This window comes from Shewanella sp. W3-18-1, assembly GCF_000015185.1.
Lineage (GTDB): Bacteria > Pseudomonadota > Gammaproteobacteria > Enterobacterales > Shewanellaceae > Shewanella > Shewanella putrefaciens.
The window spans coordinates 3,612,949-3,634,855 of the sequence record NC_008750.1; the positions used below are offsets into that span (position 1 = coordinate 3,612,949).

The 21,907-nt window shown below is 45.2% G+C and carries 18 protein-coding genes; 12 read left to right on the forward strand and 6 right to left on the reverse strand.

Annotated features, from left to right (window positions below):
* Nucleotides 1-108 precede the first annotated feature (108 nt).
* The 7 genes from cysT (at nt 109) to SPUTW3181_RS16475 (ending at nt 10,317) form a co-directional block, all read left to right on the forward strand.
* The gene (gene cysT, locus SPUTW3181_RS16445) at nt 109-954 is read left to right on the forward strand and encodes a sulfate/thiosulfate ABC transporter permease CysT (protein ID WP_011790426.1); all 846 of its coding nucleotides are present in this window, start codon (nt 109-111) and stop codon (nt 952-954) included.
* Nucleotides 955-963: 9 nt separating this feature from the next.
* Nucleotides 964-1,830, forward strand: a complete 867-nt coding sequence (gene cysW / locus SPUTW3181_RS16450; protein WP_011790427.1) for a sulfate ABC transporter permease subunit CysW — start codon at nt 964-966, stop codon at nt 1,828-1,830.
* The gene (locus SPUTW3181_RS16455) at nt 1,827-2,957 is read left to right on the forward strand and encodes a sulfate/molybdate ABC transporter ATP-binding protein (protein ID WP_011790428.1); all 1,131 of its coding nucleotides are present in this window, start codon (nt 1,827-1,829) and stop codon (nt 2,955-2,957) included. Before cysW ends, SPUTW3181_RS16455 begins: the two co-directional genes overlap by 4 nt.
* Nucleotides 2,958-3,279: 322 nt before the next feature.
* Entirely contained in the window at nt 3,280-4,455 is a 1,176-nt protein-coding gene (gene purT, locus SPUTW3181_RS16460) for a formate-dependent phosphoribosylglycinamide formyltransferase (RefSeq protein WP_011790429.1), read from the forward strand.
* A gap of 250 nt (nt 4,456-4,705) precedes the next feature.
* A complete protein-coding gene (locus SPUTW3181_RS16465) occupies nt 4,706-6,430 on the forward strand; it encodes an RluA family pseudouridine synthase (RefSeq protein ID WP_011790430.1) in 1,725 nt (574 codons plus the stop codon).
* 154 nt (nt 6,431-6,584) lie between these two features.
* The gene (locus tag SPUTW3181_RS16470) at nt 6,585-8,054 is read left to right on the forward strand and encodes a DUF3142 domain-containing protein (RefSeq protein ID WP_011790431.1); all 1,470 of its coding nucleotides are present in this window, start codon (nt 6,585-6,587) and stop codon (nt 8,052-8,054) included.
* Nucleotides 8,044-10,317 (forward strand): tetratricopeptide repeat protein, encoded by a 2,274-nt coding sequence (locus SPUTW3181_RS16475; RefSeq protein ID WP_011790432.1) that lies wholly within the window; start codon nt 8,044-8,046, stop codon nt 10,315-10,317. Before SPUTW3181_RS16470 ends, SPUTW3181_RS16475 begins: the two co-directional genes overlap by 11 nt.
* A 123-nt stretch (nt 10,318-10,440) precedes the next feature.
* Here SPUTW3181_RS16475 and SPUTW3181_RS21905 read toward each other — a convergent pair whose 3' ends face one another.
* Entirely contained in the window at nt 10,441-10,578 is a 138-nt protein-coding gene (locus SPUTW3181_RS21905; protein WP_157037397.1) for a hypothetical protein, read from the reverse strand.
* A 440-nt stretch (nt 10,579-11,018) separates the two neighbouring features.
* Here SPUTW3181_RS21905 and SPUTW3181_RS16480 point away from each other — a divergent pair, with 440 nt between their 5' ends.
* Entirely contained in the window at nt 11,019-11,834 is an 816-nt protein-coding gene (locus SPUTW3181_RS16480) for a DUF5677 domain-containing protein (RefSeq protein WP_011790433.1), read from the forward strand.
* A 127-nt stretch (nt 11,835-11,961) separates the two neighbouring features.
* Nucleotides 11,962-12,294, forward strand: a complete 333-nt coding sequence (locus tag SPUTW3181_RS16485; RefSeq protein WP_011790434.1) for a hypothetical protein — start codon at nt 11,962-11,964, stop codon at nt 12,292-12,294.
* A 379-nt stretch (nt 12,295-12,673) separates the two neighbouring features.
* Here the strand turns inward: SPUTW3181_RS16485 and SPUTW3181_RS16490 are convergent, their stop codons facing one another.
* The 5 genes from SPUTW3181_RS16490 to SPUTW3181_RS16510 all read right to left on the reverse strand — a co-directional run bounded on the left by SPUTW3181_RS16490 (nt 12,674) and on the right by SPUTW3181_RS16510 (nt 16,944).
* Nucleotides 12,674-13,627, reverse strand: coding sequence for a D-2-hydroxyacid dehydrogenase (locus tag SPUTW3181_RS16490; protein ID WP_011790435.1), 954 nt, complete (start codon nt 13,625-13,627; stop codon nt 12,674-12,676).
* A gap of 24 nt (nt 13,628-13,651) precedes the next feature.
* A complete protein-coding gene (locus tag SPUTW3181_RS16495; protein ID WP_011790436.1) occupies nt 13,652-14,290 on the reverse strand; it encodes an outer membrane beta-barrel protein in 639 nt (212 codons plus the stop codon).
* 41 nt (nt 14,291-14,331) lie between these two features.
* A complete protein-coding gene (gene djlA, locus SPUTW3181_RS16500) occupies nt 14,332-15,120 on the reverse strand; it encodes a co-chaperone DjlA (protein ID WP_011790437.1) in 789 nt (262 codons plus the stop codon).
* A gap of 66 nt (nt 15,121-15,186) precedes the next feature.
* Entirely contained in the window at nt 15,187-15,864 is a 678-nt protein-coding gene (murU, locus tag SPUTW3181_RS16505) for an N-acetylmuramate alpha-1-phosphate uridylyltransferase MurU (RefSeq protein WP_011790438.1), read from the reverse strand.
* Nucleotides 15,865-16,944: an aminoglycoside phosphotransferase family protein gene (locus SPUTW3181_RS16510; RefSeq protein WP_011790439.1), complete on the reverse strand. Its 1,080-nt coding sequence runs from the start codon at nt 16,942-16,944 to the stop codon at nt 15,865-15,867.
* A gap of 116 nt (nt 16,945-17,060) precedes the next feature.
* Here SPUTW3181_RS16510 and lptD point away from each other — a divergent pair, with 116 nt between their 5' ends.
* The 3 genes from lptD (at nt 17,061) to pdxA (ending at nt 21,899) form a co-directional block, all read left to right on the forward strand.
* Nucleotides 17,061-19,358 carry an LPS assembly protein LptD gene (gene lptD, locus SPUTW3181_RS16515; RefSeq protein WP_011790440.1) on the forward strand — a complete coding sequence of 766 codons (2,298 nt, stop codon included), beginning with the start codon at nt 17,061-17,063 and terminating at the stop codon, nt 19,356-19,358.
* A gap of 243 nt (nt 19,359-19,601) precedes the next feature.
* Nucleotides 19,602-20,906 carry a peptidylprolyl isomerase SurA gene (gene surA / locus SPUTW3181_RS16520; RefSeq protein WP_011790441.1) on the forward strand — a complete coding sequence of 435 codons (1,305 nt, stop codon included), beginning with the start codon at nt 19,602-19,604 and terminating at the stop codon, nt 20,904-20,906.
* 6 nt (nt 20,907-20,912) lie between these two features.
* Nucleotides 20,913-21,899: a 4-hydroxythreonine-4-phosphate dehydrogenase PdxA gene (gene pdxA / locus SPUTW3181_RS16525; RefSeq protein ID WP_011790442.1), complete on the forward strand. Its 987-nt coding sequence runs from the start codon at nt 20,913-20,915 to the stop codon at nt 21,897-21,899.
* Nucleotides 21,900-21,907: the final 8 nt, after the last annotated feature.

A 21,907-nucleotide genomic window follows, 5' to 3' on the forward strand; every position in this document is an offset into this window, starting at 1 on the left:
TCAGTGTTAGCCGTAAAATAGTGGCTTACATATGGCTTGAGCCAGTAATGAGCGAACACTATATAGAATATTGGTTTAACGCGATTAACCTTTTCGGGTGATTATTCTGTGATTTTTAATAACGGGCGTTTACGCCATAAGCGGGTTCTTCCCGGTTTTACCATCAGCTTAGGTGTATCCCTACTGTTTGTCAGCCTGATCCTATTATTGCCGACCACAGGCCTAATCATGCAGACCAGTTCAATGAGTTGGTCCGAATACTGGGGCGTGATTGCCGATCCCAGAGTGGTTGCCAGTTACCGAGTCACCATACTATCGGCACTCGCGGCATCTTTATTTAACTGCCTTTTCGGATTATTACTCGCATGGGTACTCGTGCGTTATGAATTTCCCGGCAAACGCATTTTAGATGCCTTGGTAGACTTACCCTTTGCCTTGCCGACCGCTGTTGCCGGTATCACCTTAGCGACCCTTTATGCGGAAAACGGCCAAATCGGTAGTCTATTAGCAGAATGGGGCATAAAAGTTGCCTACACCCCGCTAGGCATAGTGGTCGCGATGATTTTCACCAGTATTCCCTTTGTGGTTCGTACAGTACAACCCGTTCTCGAAGAGTTATCCCACGAGGAAGAAGAAGCGGGAATGACGCTTGGCGCCTCAGATATTGCGGTATTCTGGCGGGTAATTTTACCCTCCCTTTGGCCAGCATTAATGATTGGAACGGCACTGTCTTTTACCCGCAGTCTAGGTGAGTTTGGTGCAGTGATCTTTATCGCTGGCAATATGCCCTATATCAGCGAAATCACTTCGTTAATGATCTTTGTCCGCCTGCAAGAGTTTGATTTTGCAGGTGCCAGCGCCATTGCCTCAGTGGTTCTGATGACCTCACTATTGCTATTACTGCTGATAAACCTGTGGCAGGCGCGTTACCTGCGCCGCATTCATGGCCGATAAGGAGCGAATATGAACTCATTTAAACCCTTAAGAGTCGGTGAAGCTCCCCTAATAAAATGGAGCCTTATTACCTTCGCCGTGCTCTTAGGCTTATTATTGTTGCTATTGCCGCTGGTGAGTATTTTTCAGCAGGCGTTTGCTGGAGGTTTGGAGCGCTATATTGGGCATCTAACTCAGCCGGATTCGCTGAATGCGATTGGTTTAACGCTGATGGTGGCAGCACTGACAGTGCCCATCAATTTAGTGTTCGGCGTCATGCTGGCGTGGAGTGTCACTCGCTTTGAATTCCCCGGTCGCAAGTTACTGATCACGCTAATTGATATCCCCTTTGCGGTATCCCCTGTCGTCGCTGGTTTGCTCTATTTGCTGCTCTATGGCAACAGTGGCTGGCTGGGCGAATGGTTATATGAGCACGATTTGCAGATCATGTTTGCTTGGCCGGGAATACTATTAGTGACCATTTTTGTCACTTGCCCCTTTGTGGCCAGAGAACTTATTCCATTGATGCAGCAACAGGGCGCATCGGAAGAAGAAGCCGCAGTGATCCTCGGAGCGTCATGGTGGCAACTCTTTCGCCGCGTGACCCTACCCAACATCAAATGGGCACTGATTTACGGTGTGATCCTCACCAATGCCAGAGCCGTAGGAGAATTTGGTGCTGTTGCTGTAGTATCAGGTAACATTCGCGGCGAAACCAATACCTTACCTTTACATGTGCAATTACTGTATGAAGATTATCAGGCCGAAGCTGCCTTCGCGAGCGCGTCACTACTGGCCCTAATCGCCCTATTTACCCTAATGCTAAAAGCCGTAGTTGAATGGCGGCAACAACGCAGTTTAACCGCCAATGACAATAAAGAGCAGAGCCAATTATGAGTATTCGTCTTACTAATATTTCCAAGAAATTTGGCCAATTTCAGGCGCTTTCCCCCCTTAATCTCGATATTCAAGAAGGGGAAATGATAGGTCTACTGGGGCCATCTGGTTCAGGCAAAACCACACTGCTGCGGATTATTGCTGGTCTTGAAGGAGCCGATAGCGGACAAATTCAATTCGGCAACCGAGATGTCACCCAAGTGCATGTGCGTGAAAGACGCGTGGGTTTTGTGTTTCAAAACTATGCGCTGTTTCGCCATATGACGGTCGCCGATAACGTCGCCTTTGGGCTCGAAGTTATTCCTAAAAAACAAAGACCTTCGGCGGCAGAAATCCAAAAACGGGTCAGTCATTTACTCGAGATGGTACAACTCGGTCACTTGGCACAGCGCTATCCCGAACAACTTTCGGGTGGACAAAAACAGCGCATTGCGTTGGCCCGTGCATTAGCAACCCAGCCAGAAGTCTTGCTACTGGATGAACCCTTTGGCGCTTTAGATGCTAAAGTGCGTAAAGAACTACGCCGCTGGCTACGCAGCCTGCATGACGAATTAAAATTCACCAGCGTGTTTGTGACCCACGATCAGGATGAAGCACTTGAACTCTCAGATAGAGTGGTCGTGATGAGCAATGGTCATATAGAACAGATTAATACACCTGCTGAGCTATACTCGCACCCCAATAGCCGCTTTGTGTTTGATTTTCTGGGTAACGTCAATGTCTTTGAAGCCAGTTGGCAACAAAAACGCTGGGAAAATGGTCAAGCATTTTTAACACCTCCAGAACAGCAAGCACTGCAGCAAGATGGCGCGCTCTATGTCCGCAGTCACGAATTGGCGCTATCAGACAAGCCTAACAGTCAGGCCAATTTGCCGTTCAATATTGTTGCCATGACCCCCATTGGCGCCGAAGTGAGACTGGAATTAGCCCCACTCGGCTGGCATAGCGAAGAACCATGGGAAGCCAAATTTACCCACCATCATCTGCAGGAACTCGGGTTGCAAAAAGGCAGTGTGGTTTACGCCACCCCAAGAACAGGTTACTTCTTTGGCGCGCAGGGTGAGAGTTCACCTATTCGCCAAAGCTGGCCATTCCTACCACCAGGTAGCCTTGCTTTTGATATCTAAGCCTTTATAGCCATATTCATTCGATAAGAGCGTTGGTCTATCACAGTGTTATGATGCGACCAACGCCATCGGTATTAGTTAATATAATGCCTATGTGTTTTCGGTTTTCATGATCTGTTATGAAACGAAAAGTGAACATAAACAGCCCAGTGAATCAGATTCTTACGACTTCCCCCAAATAAGCCCGCCGTTAATCCCTTAAATAGCTTGATCAAAAACACAGTTGTCAATTTCAGTCTCATGTTTTGCCAGCAATCGAGGTAAACTATGGCGCAAGAACGTCCTCAGGCGTCAATTATCCCAATATAAAAGGTACCCACACATGATAGGCACTCCCTACACAGAGGGCGCACGACGCGCCATGTTGCTCGGCTGCGGTGAACTTGGCAAAGAAGTCGCCATTGAACTGCAACGCTTAGGCGTTGAAGTGATTGGTGTTGACCGTTACGCCAACGCCCCCGCCATGCAAGTCGCGCATCGCTCCCATGTGATCAATATGCTCGATGCTAAAGCGCTGCGGGCTATTATCGAATTAGAAAAGCCGCACTTAGTCATCCCAGAGATTGAAGCCATCGCCACCCAAACCTTAGTGGAAATGGAAGCCGAAGGCGTGAATATTATCCCCACTGCCCGCGCAACTAAGCTCACGATGGACAGAGAAGGTATTCGTCGTCTCGCCGCCGAAACCTTAGGTTTACCGACTTCACCCTATTTTTTCTGTGATACCGAAACCGAATTTAATCAAGCCATTCGCGAAATTGGTGTGCCTTGTGTGGTGAAACCTGTCATGAGCTCATCGGGCAAAGGCCAAAGCGTTATTCGCGATATCGCTCAAAGCAACAAAGCATGGCAATATGCCCAAGAAGGCGGCCGCGCTGGCGGTGGTCGTGTGATAGTCGAAGGCTTTGTTCCCTTCGATTATGAAATCACCCTGTTAACGGTCAGCGCTGTGAACGGCATTCACTTTTGTGCCCCCATTGGCCACAGGCAAGAAGATGGCGATTATCGCGAGTCATGGCAGCCACAAGCCATGTCCGATGAAGTGTTAGCAAAATCCCAAGCGATTGCGAGCAAAGTGGTCGAAGCCCTTGGCGGTTATGGGCTATTTGGCGTAGAACTGTTTGTTAAAGGCAATGAAGTGTATTTCTCTGAAGTCTCGCCAAGGCCACATGACACAGGCCTAGTCACACTCATCAGCCAAGATTTATCGGAATTTGCCCTGCATGTTCGAGCGATTCTTGGTCTACCCATACCCAATATCCACCAGCATGGCCCAAGTGCCTCGGCGGTGATTTTGGCCGAAGGCACCTCAAGCAATATCCGCTATCAAGGGATTGGTGCGGCATTAGAAGCGGTCAACACTCAGCTTAGATTATTCGCCAAACCCGATATTGATGGTCGCCGCCGTTTAGGTGTCGCGCTTGCCCGTGATATCGATATCGACAGCGCAATCAGCAAAGCACTCGATAGCGCCAGTAAAGTGAAAGTCATCTTTTAAGCGGGTTTAACCGTTTAAAATTGGCTTTAAGCACAAGCGACACATCAAAGGGAAATGCGCTTTAATGCCATTTCCCTTTTTCAACACAGAGCCGCACTAATAAAAAGTGACGGCCCAAAATCGACAGTCCCAAATCGACAGAGTAAACTAACGCCCTTTCTTACTAGCCCTCATCTTAAGTTGTGGCTTAACTCAGATAATTAACTCCGATAATTAACCCAGATAAGTAAAACCAACAGTAGACCCCAATATGCATCTTCAGCCTTCTTGCTTTACCTCTTTCTCACAAGCCATTGATGCCTATGCCCTACCGCAGCGTTTTACCTTTCCTTTCTATTACGAACCGCATCCACTGTGCGTGATCGCCGCCGAAGAATTGCAACATCACCTTGAGACGCAAAACGACTGGCAACATAACTTTGGCCTAACGGGTGAGTTAACGGGCGCGATTGGCAAAATGTTTGGTGTACTTTTAGTGCAAAACCCACAGGGTGAAGTGGGCTATTTGTCGGCCTTTTCAGGCAAGTTAGCCGAGCAAAACCATTGGCCGCGCTTTGTTCCACCTGTGTTTGATATGCTGGCTAAGGACAATTTTTTCCACGCAGAAAATCTGCAAATCAACCAAATTAACGAGCAGCTACTTGCAGTAGAAAATCACCCCGATATTCCTCGGCTATTGAGCGAACTCAACGCTGAGCAAGCTCAAGCACAAGCCAAGCTTGCCGCCCACAGGCAAGTGATGATCGATGGTCGCCAATCCCGCAAGGCGCAACGCCATCAACTCGCAGTGCAATGGGCTGCCAATCCGACGGATGAGACTTTGTGTGAAAACGCGGTAACAGAGGCTAAGCTTAGCCAAGAAAGCATAAATGAAAAGAATCAGTTAAGAGATATTAAACACTATTGGGATGAACGTATCCATGCCATCAGCCAAGCGTTAACTCAACTGACAGATAAACGCGACGCGTTAAGACAACAGCGTAAACAGCTCTCGGCGGCGCTGCAGCAAAAGCTGTTTGAGCAGTATCGTTTTTTGAATATTCGCGGCGCAGAAAAAAGCCTTAACGGCATATTTAACGGGACGGTTGAGTTAACCCCGCCCGCAGGCTCGGGTGAATGTGCCGCGCCAAAATTATTACATTACGCCTTTAAACATGGTCTTAAACCATTGGCGATTGCCGAATTTTGGTGGGGCGCACCGCCAAAATCAGAAATTCGCCAACACAAACAGTTTTATCCTGCCTGTCTGCGCAAATGCCAACCTATCTTGGGGCATATGCTCGAAGGGCTTGTTGTCGATGATAATCCACTGCTGATGAACCCCGCCGAAGGCAAAACCTTAAGCATCCTCTACCAAGACGAGGCGATGGCGATTGTGAATAAACCCGCCGAGTTTTTATCCGTGCCCGGAAAAGAGATTGAAGACTCAGTGTATTCGCGGATGCAGCAAACCTTTCCTAATGCCACCGGGCCGCTTATCGTCCACAGGCTCGATATGTCGACCTCGGGATTAATGGTGATCGCACTGACAAAAGACGCCCATAAACAGCTGCAAAAACAGTTTATCCAGCGCACAGTGACTAAGCGTTATGTGGCACTTTTAGCAGGAATTCCTACAGCAATGGCAGATAAGCTGGCAGCGGGACAAATCTCTTTACCCCTACGTGGCGATTTAGACGATAGACCGAGGCAACTCGTTTGCCACGAGTTTGGCAAAGCGGCCCAAACCCATTGGGAATTGAGCCATATCGATGAAATGGCACGTACAGCCCGCGTGTATCTATTTCCGAAAACAGGCCGAACCCATCAACTCAGAGTGCACTGCGCCCACTCTGAGGGGCTAAATACGCCCATTGTGGGTGACGATCTGTACGGCACTCGCGCCAATCGGCTGCATCTCCATGCCGATTTATTGATGCTTCAACATCCCGTCACCCGTGAACAGATGCGCTTTCAAATTGATCCCGATTTTTGATTATTACCTTACGAGAAAACCAAGCTTAAGATGTGATATCAGATGATTGAAGTTTAAGATTTGATGTTTAATGCAGGATCTTTGACCACAATGTACAAGCGGCATTTTTCAGGCATAGTAATGCCTCATTCAACATGGAATTCATAGCAGTAGCATGGAATATCTGATAAAAAAAATTAAGCAAAATCAGTGGCTATTATGTACTTTGTTGTGCGCTTCAGTATTTGTAAGCGCCTGCCAGCCTACATCGAACTCCAATGAAATCACGGCTAGCCCAAATACTAGTGCCGCTGCAGAAGCAACAACGCTTCGAGCGCCACTTTCGCAGGAAGTCTATATCTGGCAGCGCCAATGGCGCCCCGCCAATCAAACGGCATTAGTGCAAAGCCAAGGTGTATTCCAAGGATTACGTATTTTAGCATTGCAGGCACACCCTAAACCCAATGGCGCAGATATTTGGTTTGAAGTCGCGGTCAACCATGCTTGGCTGCAAGCCGATCCTAGGCCCAAAATCGCTGTGGTGCGTTTAGATGGCCAATTCACCCATTTAAATGATGAACAAGTTATTAATAAAATCAAAAAAGTACTCGCAAATTGGCAGGCAAAAGGTACGCACATCGCGGGCGTTGAAATCGACCACGACAGTGCCAGTAGCAAACTCCCCGCTTATCACTACTTTCTTAAAAAGCTGAAAGCGCAGCTACCCGCAGAACTCAAACTCAGTATTACCGCTTTGCCCGCTTGGCTCAATAGCGCCGATTTCCCCGCATTATTCAGCAGTATTGATGAACTGGTGCTGCAAATTCACAGCGTAAGCGACCCTCGTTTGGGATTATTTGATGCTGAACAAGGTTGGCAATGGGTACAACAACTATCAAACATTAGCGCTGTGCCTTACCTTATTGCACTGCCCGCCTATGGTTCTGCTGTCATCAGCACAGCTTCAGGTTATAAAGTTGAAAGTGAAACACCGCTGCGCGATCAACGCCAATCAGCCAATGCAGTACAGGAACTGATGGCCGATCCTCAAATGTTACAAGCCTTTGTGCAAAAGCTTCAAAACCAAACAGATGAAAAGCTCAAAGGCATTATCTGGTTTCGCTTACCGCTCGAAGGGGATAAAAGAGTCTGGCCACTTAGCACCTTAATCGCCGTTGCACAGCAAGGTGTACTTACACCTAATATTGAGCTTGAGATCAGAGGGAAAACCACGGCATCCAACTTCATGGAGCCTAACCTTAATGATGGGAACACGCCCAATAAAGACGAAGCGCAGTTATATCAACTGATCCTGATTAACAAAGGAAATATTGCGGGCTCGCTCCCTCGTATTTTGTCTCTAGCGGCGCAAGCTTGCAGCGGGTATGATGCGCAAAATGGCTACAGTGTCAGCAAGATGCAAGGACAACTCGCATGGCAGTTAACAACTGAGCTTACAGAAACGCCTAAAAATAAAAGTTCGCCAATCGAGAGTGCTGCGCCTTCAATATCAACACAAGCCCACTCACTCTCTAAAATACCTAATACAGAAATTCAACAGTACATGCTCAATCCTGGCGGCCAAAAAGTGATCGGTTGGGCACGTTGTGAGTCATTACATTTACAGGGAATTTATGCGCCATAAGCTAAATACATCATCTAAAGTGGCAAAACAAAACCGCGCTTTTATGCTAAAAAAAACCACACTCCTGTGCTTGAGCCTGTTTTCTCCTATGCTCTTGGCCTGCGGCCCCGATTTTCCTTTGCAATTAACGCAGGACAGACAGGGTAATTTAATTTATCTACCGCAAACCTCTTTTAGCCAGCAACTAACATCGCTTGCTAAGCCTTTACCTTGGCAGTATCAAGATGCCGCAGCATCGCAAGAGTATCTCTGGGATGAGGTTAATCATCGCTACCTATCTCAAACTCGCGCCTTTGAACATACCGAGTTAAGCGAGGCCCACTTAGCCCAAGTAAACACGCTACGTAATGCACAAGGTCCTGTAGAAGCGGAGCAAATGGCGACAGAGCTAGATCAAATGCTGCCTCAAGCACTCATCTGGTACACCTTAGGTGCAGTGGCATTTGATGCAAAAGATTATGATCGAGCGAGCCGTTATTTTACCAAAGTGATTGAGTTGCCGGAGCAAGAACGTGCCTCACGAAGCCTATGGGCGCTCTACTCCCTTTCACGGATAGAGCTTATCTTAAGTAAAACCTCGTCCGATCCTGAGCATTTTAATCGTGCTAACGCTTACCTGATGCAATTGCAAACCGAAGTGGCCCAAGGCGCTGCCGATCCGCTTCGTTTAAGTTTATCGAGCCTAGGTGAGCAGGCCTATATTTTACTGCATCAAGGCCAAGCCTTATCCCAAAGTGCAGATACTGATGAACCCCATACGACTCGACAAGTCACCCTTGATCCTGCGGCCTTGGATAAGGCCATTGCGCTTTATGCAACACAATCGGCGCAAGGTGATAGCAGCGGTTATGATTCATTATTGATGCTAAGCCGTACACTGATGACTAAGGAAACGGCAGAACTTAAACCACTCTTACAACAAGCTAGTATTCAGCAATTATTGATTGCCTACTGGCAAAGCAGCACCAATGAATTTGCCTACGATGGGCAATTGTCTGAGATGGGATTAAAGATAGCGAGCATCCTTAAAGTCTTTCCAACGGATGGATTACAACTGACTCAGGGCGATAAATTAGCGGCGATTTATTACCAACTAGGTGACTATGCGAGTGCCGAACGTTTATTGGCGCTTGCCCCCAAAAGTGGTCTCAGTTGGTGGCTCACGGCAAAATTAATGCTGCAAAAAGGCGATAAAACTGAAGCGGCTAAAGCCTATGCTCAAGCTGTACACCACTTCCCAGCGCAAAACACGCCAATAGCGACGGATACCCAAGAGACTCAGCAGCAAGCCATTCATGCCGATGAAGAGCAAGCCACTTATTGCCGAATTCGTGCAGAACAAGGGGTATTATCGCTAGAGCGCGGTGAATATATCGATGCCTTACAACAACTGCTCGCAAGTGGTAACGAATACTGGCAAGACATTGCCTATGTCGCCGAGCGTGTGCTGACCACGGCTGAACTTAAACAATTTATCGATAAACAAGTGCCGTCTATCGCATTCGACTATCCCAAAGATAGCGACTGGTACGACAGTATAGAGCCGATTAATAACCAACTACGTTATTTACTTGGTCGCCGCTTATTACGTGAGGGTGCACTAAAAGAAGCACCTGCTTATTTCCCAAATCCCAATATGAATGCAAGCGCGCAAGCCTATGGTAAGGCTCTTACGACGGCCCAACATGCAAAAGGGATAGAAAGTGCTAAAGCCTACTGGACAGCGGCAGAGTTCGCTCGCCACCAAGGGATGGAAATCTTAGGATTTGAATTAGCACCAGACTACGCTATTTACCAAGGTATGTTTGACTTAACAGGTTGGAATGAGGCCGCAAAACTGGCCGAGCAAGAACAACAACGCGTCAATGCCAGCCAAGCAATTCCCGATAAACGCTTCCATTATCGTTATCAGGCCGCAGATCTGGCAAACAAAGCTGCAGACTTAGTGCCCCATAACAGCCAAGCCTATGCCGCACTGCTTTGCCAAGCCACAGGTTGGATATTGTATCGGGATAATGAACTGGCCCAGCGCTACTACCAAAAGTACGTCGCCAATGGCCCCTTTGTACCTTGGGCTGAACACTTTGGTTTACAATGCCAAACGCCCGATTTCGACAGTGCCGTAAAACGAGAACAAGCGAATCAAGCCGCCAAATGGAATGCGCTGTACCACAAACTGAAAAAGCCCGTGGTCTTTAGTTTTGCCATTATCATCGTCCTGCTCGGCACTTACGCTTGGCGCAGAAGAAAGCATCAACAGTAAGAACACAAAGCGCCTTTCTTGTATTACCAAAGAAAGGCGCTAACCGAGTACTCCGGCCTGTACACTTATGCTGTTATGACGGACGTGATAAAGCATCATACTGAATATAAAGATTTATATAATTTAAAATTTCGCATTAATTGTCATTGTTTCCCCAGTGACACGCCATAAACTCATCCATGAGGGCTCGACGGCGGCATCCATGCCGCCAACGGTCACTGTTGCAACAATGCCAATCTTAACGACCATCGAACTGTTCATCTGGCTAAAAGCTTATGCCCCAAAGTGTGTTTCGGCTCGTTAGCTCGATCGAAAACTCCCACTCCTGCTGTCATACATATTTTTATCTATTTGCCTATGTTTGGCCTTACCAGAAATCGACTAACAACGTATGGGTATATAGTCATATTTAAATTTAGGCATCTTTGTATGATGTTTAGACAAAATCAGTGCACGTTAACTCCAGCAACAACAAATAAAACTCTATAAAATCAATTAACTATAGTGACATACTTTTAGTTAATAGGTTTGGAAAACGCGTATGCGTATTTTTCCAGATGGTGTATCTGGCAGAAAGCTGATAAGTTCTTTGCATACAGATAGTTAACTATGCGCGTTTTCACTGCTCCAACGAGGTAAACGCGCATGCGCACGAATAAAATGTTATGTATCTTGGCACCAATTAACATGTAGGAATAAACATGAATTTAAGAGAATTAAATTTACCGGATGATAAAGATGTTAAAAAGTTAACTGTAATATTTGATAGCTTAATGCAATTAACCAACTCTTTAATCGAAGAGAATAGCTTATCTAAAGAAAAATTAGGTGAATTTAAACCACTTAAAATGATGATTTATTTATTTCTTGAAAGGATTAATTATCAAAATAGGAGCTTTTTTCATTTGCATGGGTTTTCTGACTCTATTTTAGTATCAAGAAGTATGTTTGAAGGTGCTTTATTTTTAGCCTATTCAGCTAAAAACGTAGATAAGGAGATAGCTTATCGATGGAAATTAAGTCTCTATGTTGATTTTATAGATGATATGTCAAGAGAAAATTTTCCATTAGAATTGAGAAAAGAGATTGATGATGTCAAATCAGACGTAGATAAGTTCTTCTTAAATAAAGATAAAAAAAGTTACCATAACAAATGGTTAGATAAAAACATATTTGACGTAGCAAAAGACTTAGATGATGTTTGTCAAACAATGTATAGGGAATATTATCAGCCAATGGCAAAGTATCATCATTGGGACTTTACACAAATAATTTCAATGTCTCATGTAAATAGTATGCATGAAGGTAGTAAACTTAACGTGTTGTTAGGACAGTTTCATTCTTATTTAATTGCCATTTTTAGTAATTTATTAATAATTAAATTGTTTATTGAGTTTTTTTCTAAGGATATTCAAGGTAAGTCAATTGTAAAAAGTGTGAATGATTTAGAAGAGCAGCTTGGAAGTATTAGCTTTATAAAAACGAAAAAAGTAAAATTAACGACTAGAGATACATAACAAACAATTTAAGAGTGATTCCCCACGCTTGGCATTTTGGGTTTAGCTTAGTGTTTACGGCGTTCAAATTGAGTGTTGTGGTAGTGTGGCTCACACCTTAATTGGGCGTTACGCCTAAGGATCTGTTATGAAGTTTTTAGCTGTCATAGCCATCTTGTTCTCTCTTCATGCGGAAGCTACTGAAGAGAAATTGCTGTGCGAACATAGAGAATTGCGTATTGAGCCAAATATGCAAATGAAGGAAAGTTTTTTCACTGAAAGTAATGCGGAGTCAGCTAAATCTGAATTAGAGAAGCTTGATTCAAGCAGCAATGATTTGATGATTCAATTCGCCATTGAAAACAACAGCCGAATTGTGCGTGGCTATAAACTGCGAGCCAGAGCTATCGAGTCCGACAATAAGGAAGATATCAAATCTTTCTGCGATTTCTATGTGTCTGGGGCTTTCTATCACGACTAAAGGCAAACAAGGCGCAGCAACACGCAACTTACAAACTGCCATAGTACTTGGCGTTAATCCATAGAAATTTTTATCCGAAACTGACGAGTTAGAGTTAAGGCTTTAACTCGGAAATGTCCAAAACATGCTGTGTATTTCTTTAAAACTTACAGGCTCCGCCGATGCTAAACAGGTGAGCCATGGTGGTTTGCGAGACGACCGTCCGCCCCATGGACGGGGCGGTCGAGCATCCACGGATGGACTTGCTGCGTGTCGGTGAGCGAATACCATAGCCCACCTATCAATTGGGCAAGTATTTTAATAACCTTCGATCCCAACGTGATTTACTCTTGAGTAGAAGCGTATTCCCTTTAAACAAGAACAAGCCAGCCCACAATCCTTAGGGATTCACCCAATTAGCTCGTTCACCAGCTAAATAAGCGGTGAGATTTGCCGTCGCAATATTCAATAAGTTCTGCCGCGCTTCCTTGGTCGCCCAGGCATTGTGGGGAGTGATACTAATATTGGGTGCATGTAACAGCGGGTTATCCGCACTGGGCGGCTCGGTTGATAGCACATCCACGCCGGCATAGAGCTTACCTCGAGCCAATGCACTGGCTAATGCGGCCTCATCGATTAATCCGCCGCGCGCTGTATTAATCAGCAGTGCTTTAGGTTTCATCAAGGCAAGAGTTTGCTGATTGATAAATTGCTCAGTTTGCGGCGTGAGCGGACAATGGAGCGAAACAATATCAGACTCACTAAGGACGGTATCACGTTCTGCCCACATAACTCCTAAAGGTAAATCCTCACGTACCGTTCGGGTATGCACGAGCACTTTCATACCAAACGCAAGGGCTATTTGCCCAACCTGCTGACCTATATCCCCGTAACCTATTAAGCCTAAGGTTTTACCCTTTAAGGATTGCAGCGGCATTAAGGTAAAACAAAAATCCTGACAATTTGCCCACTGACCATCGACAACAGCTTGATGATGAGCCGCTACCGCTTGGGTATGGTGCAATATATGGGCAAAAACCATTTGGGCTACTGCATCAGGCCCATAGGCTGGCACGTTAGTCACCACTATGCCTTGCGTCTTTGCAGCGGCTAAATCCACTACATTTGTGCCCGTTGCCAACACTCCGATATATTTAAGCGCAGGAAGCTGCGCAAGAATATCGGCATTGAGCGGGGTTTTATTCGTCAACACCACCTCGGCATCTTTAGCCCTTGCGACTATATCTTGGCTCGCGGTACGAGGAAAACATGTCAACTCACCTAATTCACTTAAGGCATGCCAGCTCAAGTCGCCAGGATTAAGGGTTTCACCATCAAGTACGACTATCTTCATAGCGCTCTCCTATTAAATCTGTTTTTAAAAACTCACTTTTATGCCCAAATTAGCTTGCACTTGCCACATCACATCCGAGGTAATGTGCCAAAGGCATTCATCTTCATTACAAAAAAGTGACGAATCACTGTCGATAAACGTCGCATAGCCACGCACATCGGCAAATAATCCCAAATGTGATGTGACTTTATATTCAACTCCGCCGCCAATTCCCATCGAAAAACGCGTCTCAGTCGACCAACCATCAGGCATCATGCGGGTAATACCAGCACTGGCGGTAATGTAGGGCTGAACATCGCCACGGGGAAAATATAAAGTCCCCCCTAAATGGATGTAATCTAAATCGAGTGATGTTAGATAGTCAGGGCTAAATAGACCGCCACTTTTTAATTCAGAGGCTTGGCGGCTATATAAGAGATAAATATTACCAGGATCATTCGTGCCAATACCGAGCATGAGGCCGTAATGACTAGACTCTTCAATGCGAACACTCCGCTTATCTCCCGTCTGGTCTTTATTAACGTCAATTTGATTAACATCAAATTGACCACCACCGAGGCTATACCCACCATAGGGAGCAACAAACATGTCAGTATCAGCCTTAGCAGATAAGGCCATAGGTAATAAGCTTGCCAACAGCAACACACTACGAGTGTTTATCATTATGAATTCCTTATCTTTTATAAAACCGAATTCAATCAAGGCTAACGCATACCACGCTCAGTCTTGACTCTGTCATACGCTGCCTGAATATCCTGCGCCTTACGGTTTGCCAACTCCATCATCTCAGGGGGTAAACCTTTGGCTATCAACTTGTCAGGGTGATGTTCATTCATCAATTTACGATAAGCCCGTTTCACCTCTTGATCACTGGCCTCTTGGGTGATGCCAAGCAAATGATAGGCATCGGTGATAGAGGTTTTATTGCCATTTGAGGTTTGATGGAAACGATATTCCGCCTGCCAACGCTTTAATAATTCATCTAATTGTCCACGACCATAACCGAGTTCTTGGGCGAGTGTCATCAAAATCCCATGTTCTGCGGCATCCAATTCACCATCTGATAACGCAGTTTGAATTTGGATTTCCATAAACATCTGTACCAACTCTTTGCGTCCCATGGTCACAGCACGGAAAGCTTGTAGGCTGCTACGTAAATCAAAATCGGCGGCCTTACCCTCACGAAACGATTGCTGAGCCTCCTTACGCGCTTCCCCCGTAAGACGTAATTGATCCATCAATAGTGTGGCAATACGAATATCGGTTTCAGTCACATGACCAGAAGCCTTAGCCACATGCCCCATCACCGCGAAGGTAGTATTAAAGAAGATACTTTGCCGGTTTTTGGCTTGCCCAAGGATCTGGCTAAAACTTCCCCCAGAACTGGCACGTTTATCATAAAGATGACCAAGCCATAGACCGAGCAGCGCACCGAAGAACCGACCAAACATAAATCCAATCACAAACCCAAAAAACTTACCCCAAAGACGCATCTTATGTCCTGATCTTAATAATATATTTTTGTGTCAGCCTGCACCAAAGGAGCAAAGCCTATTAATTTACTTGCTATCCAGCAAGGTTAACTCGAGGGCTTGTAAACGCGGCACAGTGCCTACATCACACCAAAATCCTTCGAACATAGCACCACTCACTCGGCCTTGGGCCATATGTGATCGCAATAACGGTCCTAAAGCAAAGGCCCCTTCTGGGGTCCCATTAAATAAGCTAGGACGATAAATACCTAGGCCAGAAAAAGTGAACTTTGTGCTCCCTTGTTCACTGACCCTATTCCCACTTAAAACAAAATCACCTTGGGGGTGCTGCTCAGGATTGGGGACTAGCCATAGGTGAGCAAAAATATCGTTCTCAAGCACTGGTAAAGGCGGTAAAGCATCGATAAATACATCACCGTTGATCACTAAAAAGGGCGCATCACTTCCGTCTTCGCACAAAAAAGGTAAAGCGCGTTTAATACCGCCTCCCGTTTCAAGTGCATTATCTTCCGCGCTATAACGGATGTTGGCACCAAGGGCACTCCCATCCCCCAGCGCTTCAACTAATTTATGCCCGAGCCAAGCATGATTAATCACTATATCGGTAATCCCCAACGCGACCAATTTTTCAATGTGATAAACAATGAGAGGCTTACCTAATACTGGCACTAATGGTTTAGGTACAGTGTCAGTTAATGGTCTTAAGCGCTCGCCCCTTCCTGCCGCTAGGATCATGGCTTTCATTCATTGCTCTCTCTTAGAATAAGCCGCATCAAATGCAGGTAAAACTCGCGCCTGCAGCCATAGTGCAAAGGGCGTTAGTTCAGGATAAATATTTGCAATGTCAACGATGTAGGTAAGTGTTAATGGAATATCTGCCATATAAGCAGGTTTATTATCACGATAATGTAAGCGAGCAAATATTCCCACCGCTTTGATATGGCGTTGCAACCCCACCAAATCAAACCAGCGTTGGTACTGACTCAAAGGTGTACCAACAGGTATAAACCCGTGCGCTAAGGCTTGCTGATAATGCTGCACCATTAACTCTGCCACTAAGGTCTGTGGCCAGCGAATATAACAATCACGCAGAAGTGAAACAGCATCATAGGTCACAGGGCCTATAACGGCATCTTGAAAGTCGATAACGGATAATGCCTCACCTTGGAGCATTAAATTACGGCTATGGAAATCACGATGCATCCCCACCTTAGGTTGAGATAAGGCATTATCCACTAGAATATCAAAGCTTTTATCGAGTAATAGAACCTCATCATCATTGAGTGAAAGCTGTAGATGAGTCCCCAATAACCATTCAGTGAAAATATGTAATTCCCGACGTACAAAAGCCTCGTCATACAGCGGTAAGGGTTGAGTTAACCCCGTATCAGGATAGGTACATTCAACCACTGTCGCAATCTTTGGTAATAAACTAAGTGCACTCTGGTAATAATCACTCACATTATCCAATGTAAGTACCGATAACAGTTGGATATCCCCAAGATCGCTCAATAACATAAACCCTTGAGTTTCATCAGCGACAATCACTTTTGGAACTGTCAATCCCGCTGCACTGTAGGCCTGCGATAACGCAATAAAAGGGGCAATAGGCACAAGATTTGGTGGAGAATCGGCGGCAATAAAGCTCGCTTCTGCGGTTGTTACCCGAAAGTAACGTCGAAAACTCGCATCACCAGAAATCAACACAGGTGTGACATCATAGGAAAAATAACGATTCAGCCACTGATTAAGGGAAATAAATCTCGGATCGGATAAAGTCATTTCATGGCTCTTAAAGAAAAATTGCTTTATTATAGCTGGCATATAATTTGGAAACAGCTAAGAAATTGAGAGATTTATTTAGCCGTGTTGCACTTGTACTTTGCAACTTTCCCCATCGATACTTGTCCAGACTAAGAAATCATTATTATTGACCTAAGATGCAGATCCGTTACTTTCTGGCCCTGAGCCTGTTACCGCAATTAGTCCTGGCAGACGAATCTCCTACTACGACCGCATCCCAATGCGTCATTGAACCGCCAGTACCCAGAATTGAATCCCACACTGAGGGAATGAGTGCGGCTGAACTCAATAAAATTCGTATTATTTCTGACAGTTCCAATGCAGAAATGAACAAACAAGCCATTTTTAGTGGCAATGTCGTCTTTAGCCAAGGAGACCGACATATCGCTGCAGATGAAGCGATTCTGAACCAAGAGACTCAGCAATTTGATGCCAATGGCAATCTCGTGTTTCAAGACAGTAACTTCACTGTTACAGCAGAGTCCCTACAAGCTCAGATGCGCTCTAATCGCGCCACGTTGGAAGGCGCTAAATACTGGCTACATGGACAACAAGTGAATGGTGATGCTGAAAAATTGCAAATCACCATCAACAATAATCTTATTTTAACCAATACTAATTTCACCACTTGCCCTCCTGACAATGTATCTTGGCTGCTTGAGGCCGAGAAAATCAAAATCAACAGTGAAGAAGAGTGGGGGGAAATTTGGAATGCCAAAGTAAGAATCGCGGGGGTCCCTGTATTCTACATTCCCTACATGACAATCCCTGTTTCTGATAAACGTAAATCGGGTTTTCTCTATCCTAGCTTTAGTACAAGTACGACGAGCGGTTTTGAGGTTTCAGCACCTTATTACTGGAACATTGCGCCAGAATATGATCTCACATTCACGCCTAATTATATGTCTAACAGAGGGATATTCACTAAGACTGAGTTCCGCTATCTGGCCGGAGATGCTCAAAATGGCCGCTTAAACTTAGAATATTTAGGCAATGACCAATTACTCAGTAGCCGACCTAATCGTTATTTATACAACTGGCAGCACCAAGGCGCTATTGATAAGCATTGGCGGGTAATGAGTAACTTTACTGAGGTGTCAGATAACAACTATTTTAATGATTTGAAGTCAGATGTTAACCGCGCGACCGATAATCAACTATCCCGAATTGGGGAAGTGAGTTACTTTGAAAACAATTGGGATTTAAGTACCCGAGTCCAAGATATTAAAGTCCTTGGTGAAGAAGAAAAGCCTTATCAAGTCATGCCACAGGTTAACTTTAACTTCAGAGCGGCTGATTTTTGGAGCAACCTAGATTTTGGTTTTAATTCTGAATTAACTAATTTTGCCCATCAGGATAATGACGTTAACACCGCGACACGTTTGCATATGGCGCCCAGTATCACCTTACCTATCCATGGTCCCTCTGGCTCACTGACTAGCCAAGTCAAATTAATGCAAACCAATTATTGGCAAACGAATCTCGATCCAAATAAAAATCTGGATGACAGTATTAATCGAACCATTCCACAGGTACGGATTAATGGTCAGATCAACTTTGAACGTTTTACTGAGTTATTTGAGCAAAATTATCGCCAAACACTTGAACCACAATTTCAATACCTCTATGTAGGATATGAAGATCAACGAAATATCGGCATTTACGATACCGCTCAATTGCAAGACGACTACTATGGTCTATTCCGTGATCGCCGCTTCTCAGGCCTTGATCGCATTGCGGATGCCAATCAGATGACGCTCGGTGTGACCACCCGTCTCTTTGATGACCACAACCAAGAAGTCACTAAATTCAGCCTTGGGCAAATTTTTTATTTAGAAGACAGTAAACTCGGCCACGAAGATAGTATTTTTGAGCAAAATCAATCGACTTCTATACTTGCTGCCGAATTAGATACTCGTCTCACTCAAGACTGGTACTTAGGTGCTGCAATTCAGTACGATACCAATACCAGCGATAATAAAAAAACAGAGGCAACCCTAGACTTTAGGCCCGAAGCCAACAAATTACTGCAGCTTAGTTACCGCTACGTACCCGATTTGCTGAACTCAAATACCAACGATCTCGCCAATATCTCCCAAGCGGGAGTACGCGCAGCTTGGCCCATCAATGACAGTCTCTATTTTGTGGGTAACTGGTACTATGATCTCAATGAAAACCGCAGCGTCGAAACCTACACAGGTTTTCAATATGAGTCTTGCTGCTATGCACTTCGACTCAGCTACCACTATCGAATAAAAACTAATTACGACGACAATATAGGCTCATCTGCTATCGACAGTCGCGAACTGTTTGAAAGTGGTGTGTATTTTAATGTCATCATTAAAGGACTCGGAGGCTCTGGCCCACTCGGTGTCACCGATATGCTCAATGATGGCCTGTTTAACTACAGAAAACCGCTTTACCTGAGGAATTAGCAAAGAATTGTGATAGATTGCTGAACCTCAACAAGGACTGAGAGTCCAACTAGGTTACTAAGAGATAGCGACGGTATTAGTCAAGCTTGGCCTAGCGCCAATTTCAGCAGACAATGTCGTACTCTTTATCGAGTTGTCAGCAGATAAACATTTAGGCAACTCAATGTAATTTCGATATAAATGGTAAAGTTAACCCAAATAAGTTGTCGAACCTGACTTTAGAACGTGCCAAGGATTTTGTGGATGAAACCCAGTAAACATCTGATTTTTGCTTTATTTGCACTTGCGATTAGCCAACCTACATTGGCCGCACCTCAACCACTCGATCGTGTCGCAGTCCAAATTAACGATGGAATTGTGCTCGAAAGTGAAATCGTCAGCATGATTGGCACAGTAAAAGCCAATGCCAAAGCGGCAAATCAATCGTTACCTTCTGATAGTGCACTGCGTACTCAGGTTATTGAACGCTTGATTTTAACCCGTCTACAACTGCAAATGGCCGATCGTATTGGCTTACATATCGGTGACTTACAATTAGATCAAGCGATTGAAAACATCGCTCGTGAACAGAAAATGTCAGTCGCGCAAATGCAACAAAAAATTGAAAGTGAAGGCTTAAGTTTTAGTCAGTACCGTGAACAGCTACGTGAAGAAATCACCCTAGGTGAGATTCAACGCATTCAAGTACAACGCCGTATTCAAGTATCACCGCAAGAAATATCCAGTTTAGTGAAACTGATCCAAGAACAAGGTATGAAAGATGTGGAATATCAAATTGGCCATATCCTAATTGACGTACCCAACAACCCGACAAGTGAACAACTCGAAGCATCCAGCAAACGAGCCAATATCGTCCTTGAGCGTTTGAAAAATGGGGAAGATTTTCGCCGTACCGCTATCGCATCATCATCAGGGCCTAAAGCCCTCGAAGGCGGTATCTGGGATTATATGAACATCAACGAAATGCCAACGCTTTTCGCCGAAGTCCTTAGCGGAGCGAAAACCGGTGACATTATCGGCCCAATTAAAAGTGGCGCGGGGTTTCACATCATTAAGATCATGGATTCCCGCGGTTTACAAACGAAAGAAATAGAAGAAGTCAGAGCGCGACATATTCTGCTTAAGCCATCGCCAATTTTATCCGATGACCGTGCAAAAGCGATGCTTGAACAATTCCTAAAACAAATTCGTGCTGGAGAAGCTAAATTCGAAGATCTCGCCCGTCAGTATTCAGAGGATCCGGGCTCTGCGGCTAAAGGAGGCGAATTAGGTTGGGCGGATCCCAATATCTATGTGCCAGAATTTGCTCAAACGCTTAGCAGTTTAGCCATAGATCAAATCAGTGAACCTTTCCGCACAACCCACGGTTGGCATATCACTCAATTAGAAGAAAGAAGAAAAACCGATGCAACGGATCAGTTCAATAGCAACCGCGCGCACCAGTTGATCTTCCGTCGCAAATTTAATGAAGAACTGCAAAACTGGCTAGACGAAATGCGTTCAGACGCATACATTGAAGTCTTTCAGCCTGAGACTAACCGAGGTTAAGTAAAATTGACCACTAAACGCATTGCCGTTACCCCAGGAGAACCTGCAGGTATCGGCCCCGATTTAGTCGTACAACTCGCTCAACAGGCTTGGCCTGTTGAGTTAGTCGTTTGTGCCGACCCAGAATTACTCGCTAGCCGTGCAAAGCAGCTCGGTCTAACGGTCTCTTTTCGACCGTATCTACCAGATCAGGCTCCCCAACCTCAAGAAGCAGGCACGTTAACCATAGCCCCATTCAAATTGGTGAGTGCTGCGGTATGTGGCAAACTTGATGAACAGAATAGTCCTTATGTAGTCGAAACCTTGCGCTATGCGGGCGAAAGAAACATGAGCGGTGAATTCGATGCCGTAGTCACAGGCCCTGTACACAAAGGGATTATCAACCAAGCGGGTATTTCTTTTAGCGGACATACGGAATTTTTTGCCCATCAAGCCAACTGCCCAGATGTCGTGATGATGCTAGCAACACCCGGGTTACAAGTGGCGCTAGTCACCACCCACATCCCACTTGCCTATGTAGCAAAAGCCATTACTCGCCAACGGTTACAGCATATTATCAAGATTTTACATGCTGACCTTATCAGTAAATTTGGTATTGTTTCACCGAAAATTTATGTGTGCGGTTTAAACCCACATGCAGGTGAAGATGGACATTTAGGACGGGAAGAAATTGATGTGATCATTCCTGCACTTAACGAGTTGCGCGAAGAATATCAGATGAATATTGTCGGTCCATTACCAGCGGACACACTGTTCCAACCCAAATATTTACAGGACGCAGATGTCGTCTTGGCCATGTACCATGACCAAGGACTTCCCGTTCTCAAGTCACAAGGATTTGGCAAATCGGTAAACATTACGTTAGGTTTACCCTATATCCGTACCTCGGTTGACCATGGTACAGCGCTCGATCTCGCGGGCACAGGCAAGGCCGATATCGGCAGTTTTGTCTGCGCTCTGAATAAAGCCATTGAGTTATCCTCAAAAAACTAAACGATTAC

What these genes read in the sequence shown, in the direction of transcription:
- cysW (WP_011790427.1), top strand. Translation starts at nt 964, where the DNA reads ATGAACTCATTTAAACCCTTAAGAGTCGGTGAAGCTCCCCTAATAAAA.
- SPUTW3181_RS16455 (WP_011790428.1), top strand. Translation starts at nt 1,827, where the DNA reads ATGAGTATTCGTCTTACTAATATTTCCAAGAAATTTGGCCAATTTCAG.
- purT (WP_011790429.1), top strand. Translation starts at nt 3,280, where the DNA reads ATGATAGGCACTCCCTACACAGAGGGCGCACGACGCGCCATGTTGCTC.
- SPUTW3181_RS16465 (WP_011790430.1), top strand. Translation starts at nt 4,706, where the DNA reads ATGCATCTTCAGCCTTCTTGCTTTACCTCTTTCTCACAAGCCATTGAT.
- SPUTW3181_RS16470 (WP_011790431.1), top strand. Translation starts at nt 6,585, where the DNA reads ATGGAATATCTGATAAAAAAAATTAAGCAAAATCAGTGGCTATTATGT.
- SPUTW3181_RS16475 (WP_011790432.1), top strand. Translation starts at nt 8,044, where the DNA reads ATGCGCCATAAGCTAAATACATCATCTAAAGTGGCAAAACAAAACCGC.
- SPUTW3181_RS21905 (WP_157037397.1), bottom strand. Translation starts at nt 10,578, where the DNA reads ATGAACAGTTCGATGGTCGTTAAGATTGGCATTGTTGCAACAGTGACC.
- SPUTW3181_RS16480 (WP_011790433.1), top strand. Translation starts at nt 11,019, where the DNA reads ATGAATTTAAGAGAATTAAATTTACCGGATGATAAAGATGTTAAAAAG.
- SPUTW3181_RS16485 (WP_011790434.1), top strand. Translation starts at nt 11,962, where the DNA reads ATGAAGTTTTTAGCTGTCATAGCCATCTTGTTCTCTCTTCATGCGGAA.
- SPUTW3181_RS16490 (WP_011790435.1), bottom strand. Translation starts at nt 13,627, where the DNA reads ATGAAGATAGTCGTACTTGATGGTGAAACCCTTAATCCTGGCGACTTG.
- SPUTW3181_RS16495 (WP_011790436.1), bottom strand. Translation starts at nt 14,290, where the DNA reads ATGATAAACACTCGTAGTGTGTTGCTGTTGGCAAGCTTATTACCTATG.
- djlA (WP_011790437.1), bottom strand. Translation starts at nt 15,120, where the DNA reads ATGCGTCTTTGGGGTAAGTTTTTTGGGTTTGTGATTGGATTTATGTTT.
- murU (WP_011790438.1), bottom strand. Translation starts at nt 15,864, where the DNA reads ATGAAAGCCATGATCCTAGCGGCAGGAAGGGGCGAGCGCTTAAGACCA.
- SPUTW3181_RS16510 (WP_011790439.1), bottom strand. Translation starts at nt 16,944, where the DNA reads ATGCCAGCTATAATAAAGCAATTTTTCTTTAAGAGCCATGAAATGACT.
- lptD (WP_011790440.1), top strand. Translation starts at nt 17,061, where the DNA reads ATGCAGATCCGTTACTTTCTGGCCCTGAGCCTGTTACCGCAATTAGTC.
- surA (WP_011790441.1), top strand. Translation starts at nt 19,602, where the DNA reads ATGAAACCCAGTAAACATCTGATTTTTGCTTTATTTGCACTTGCGATT.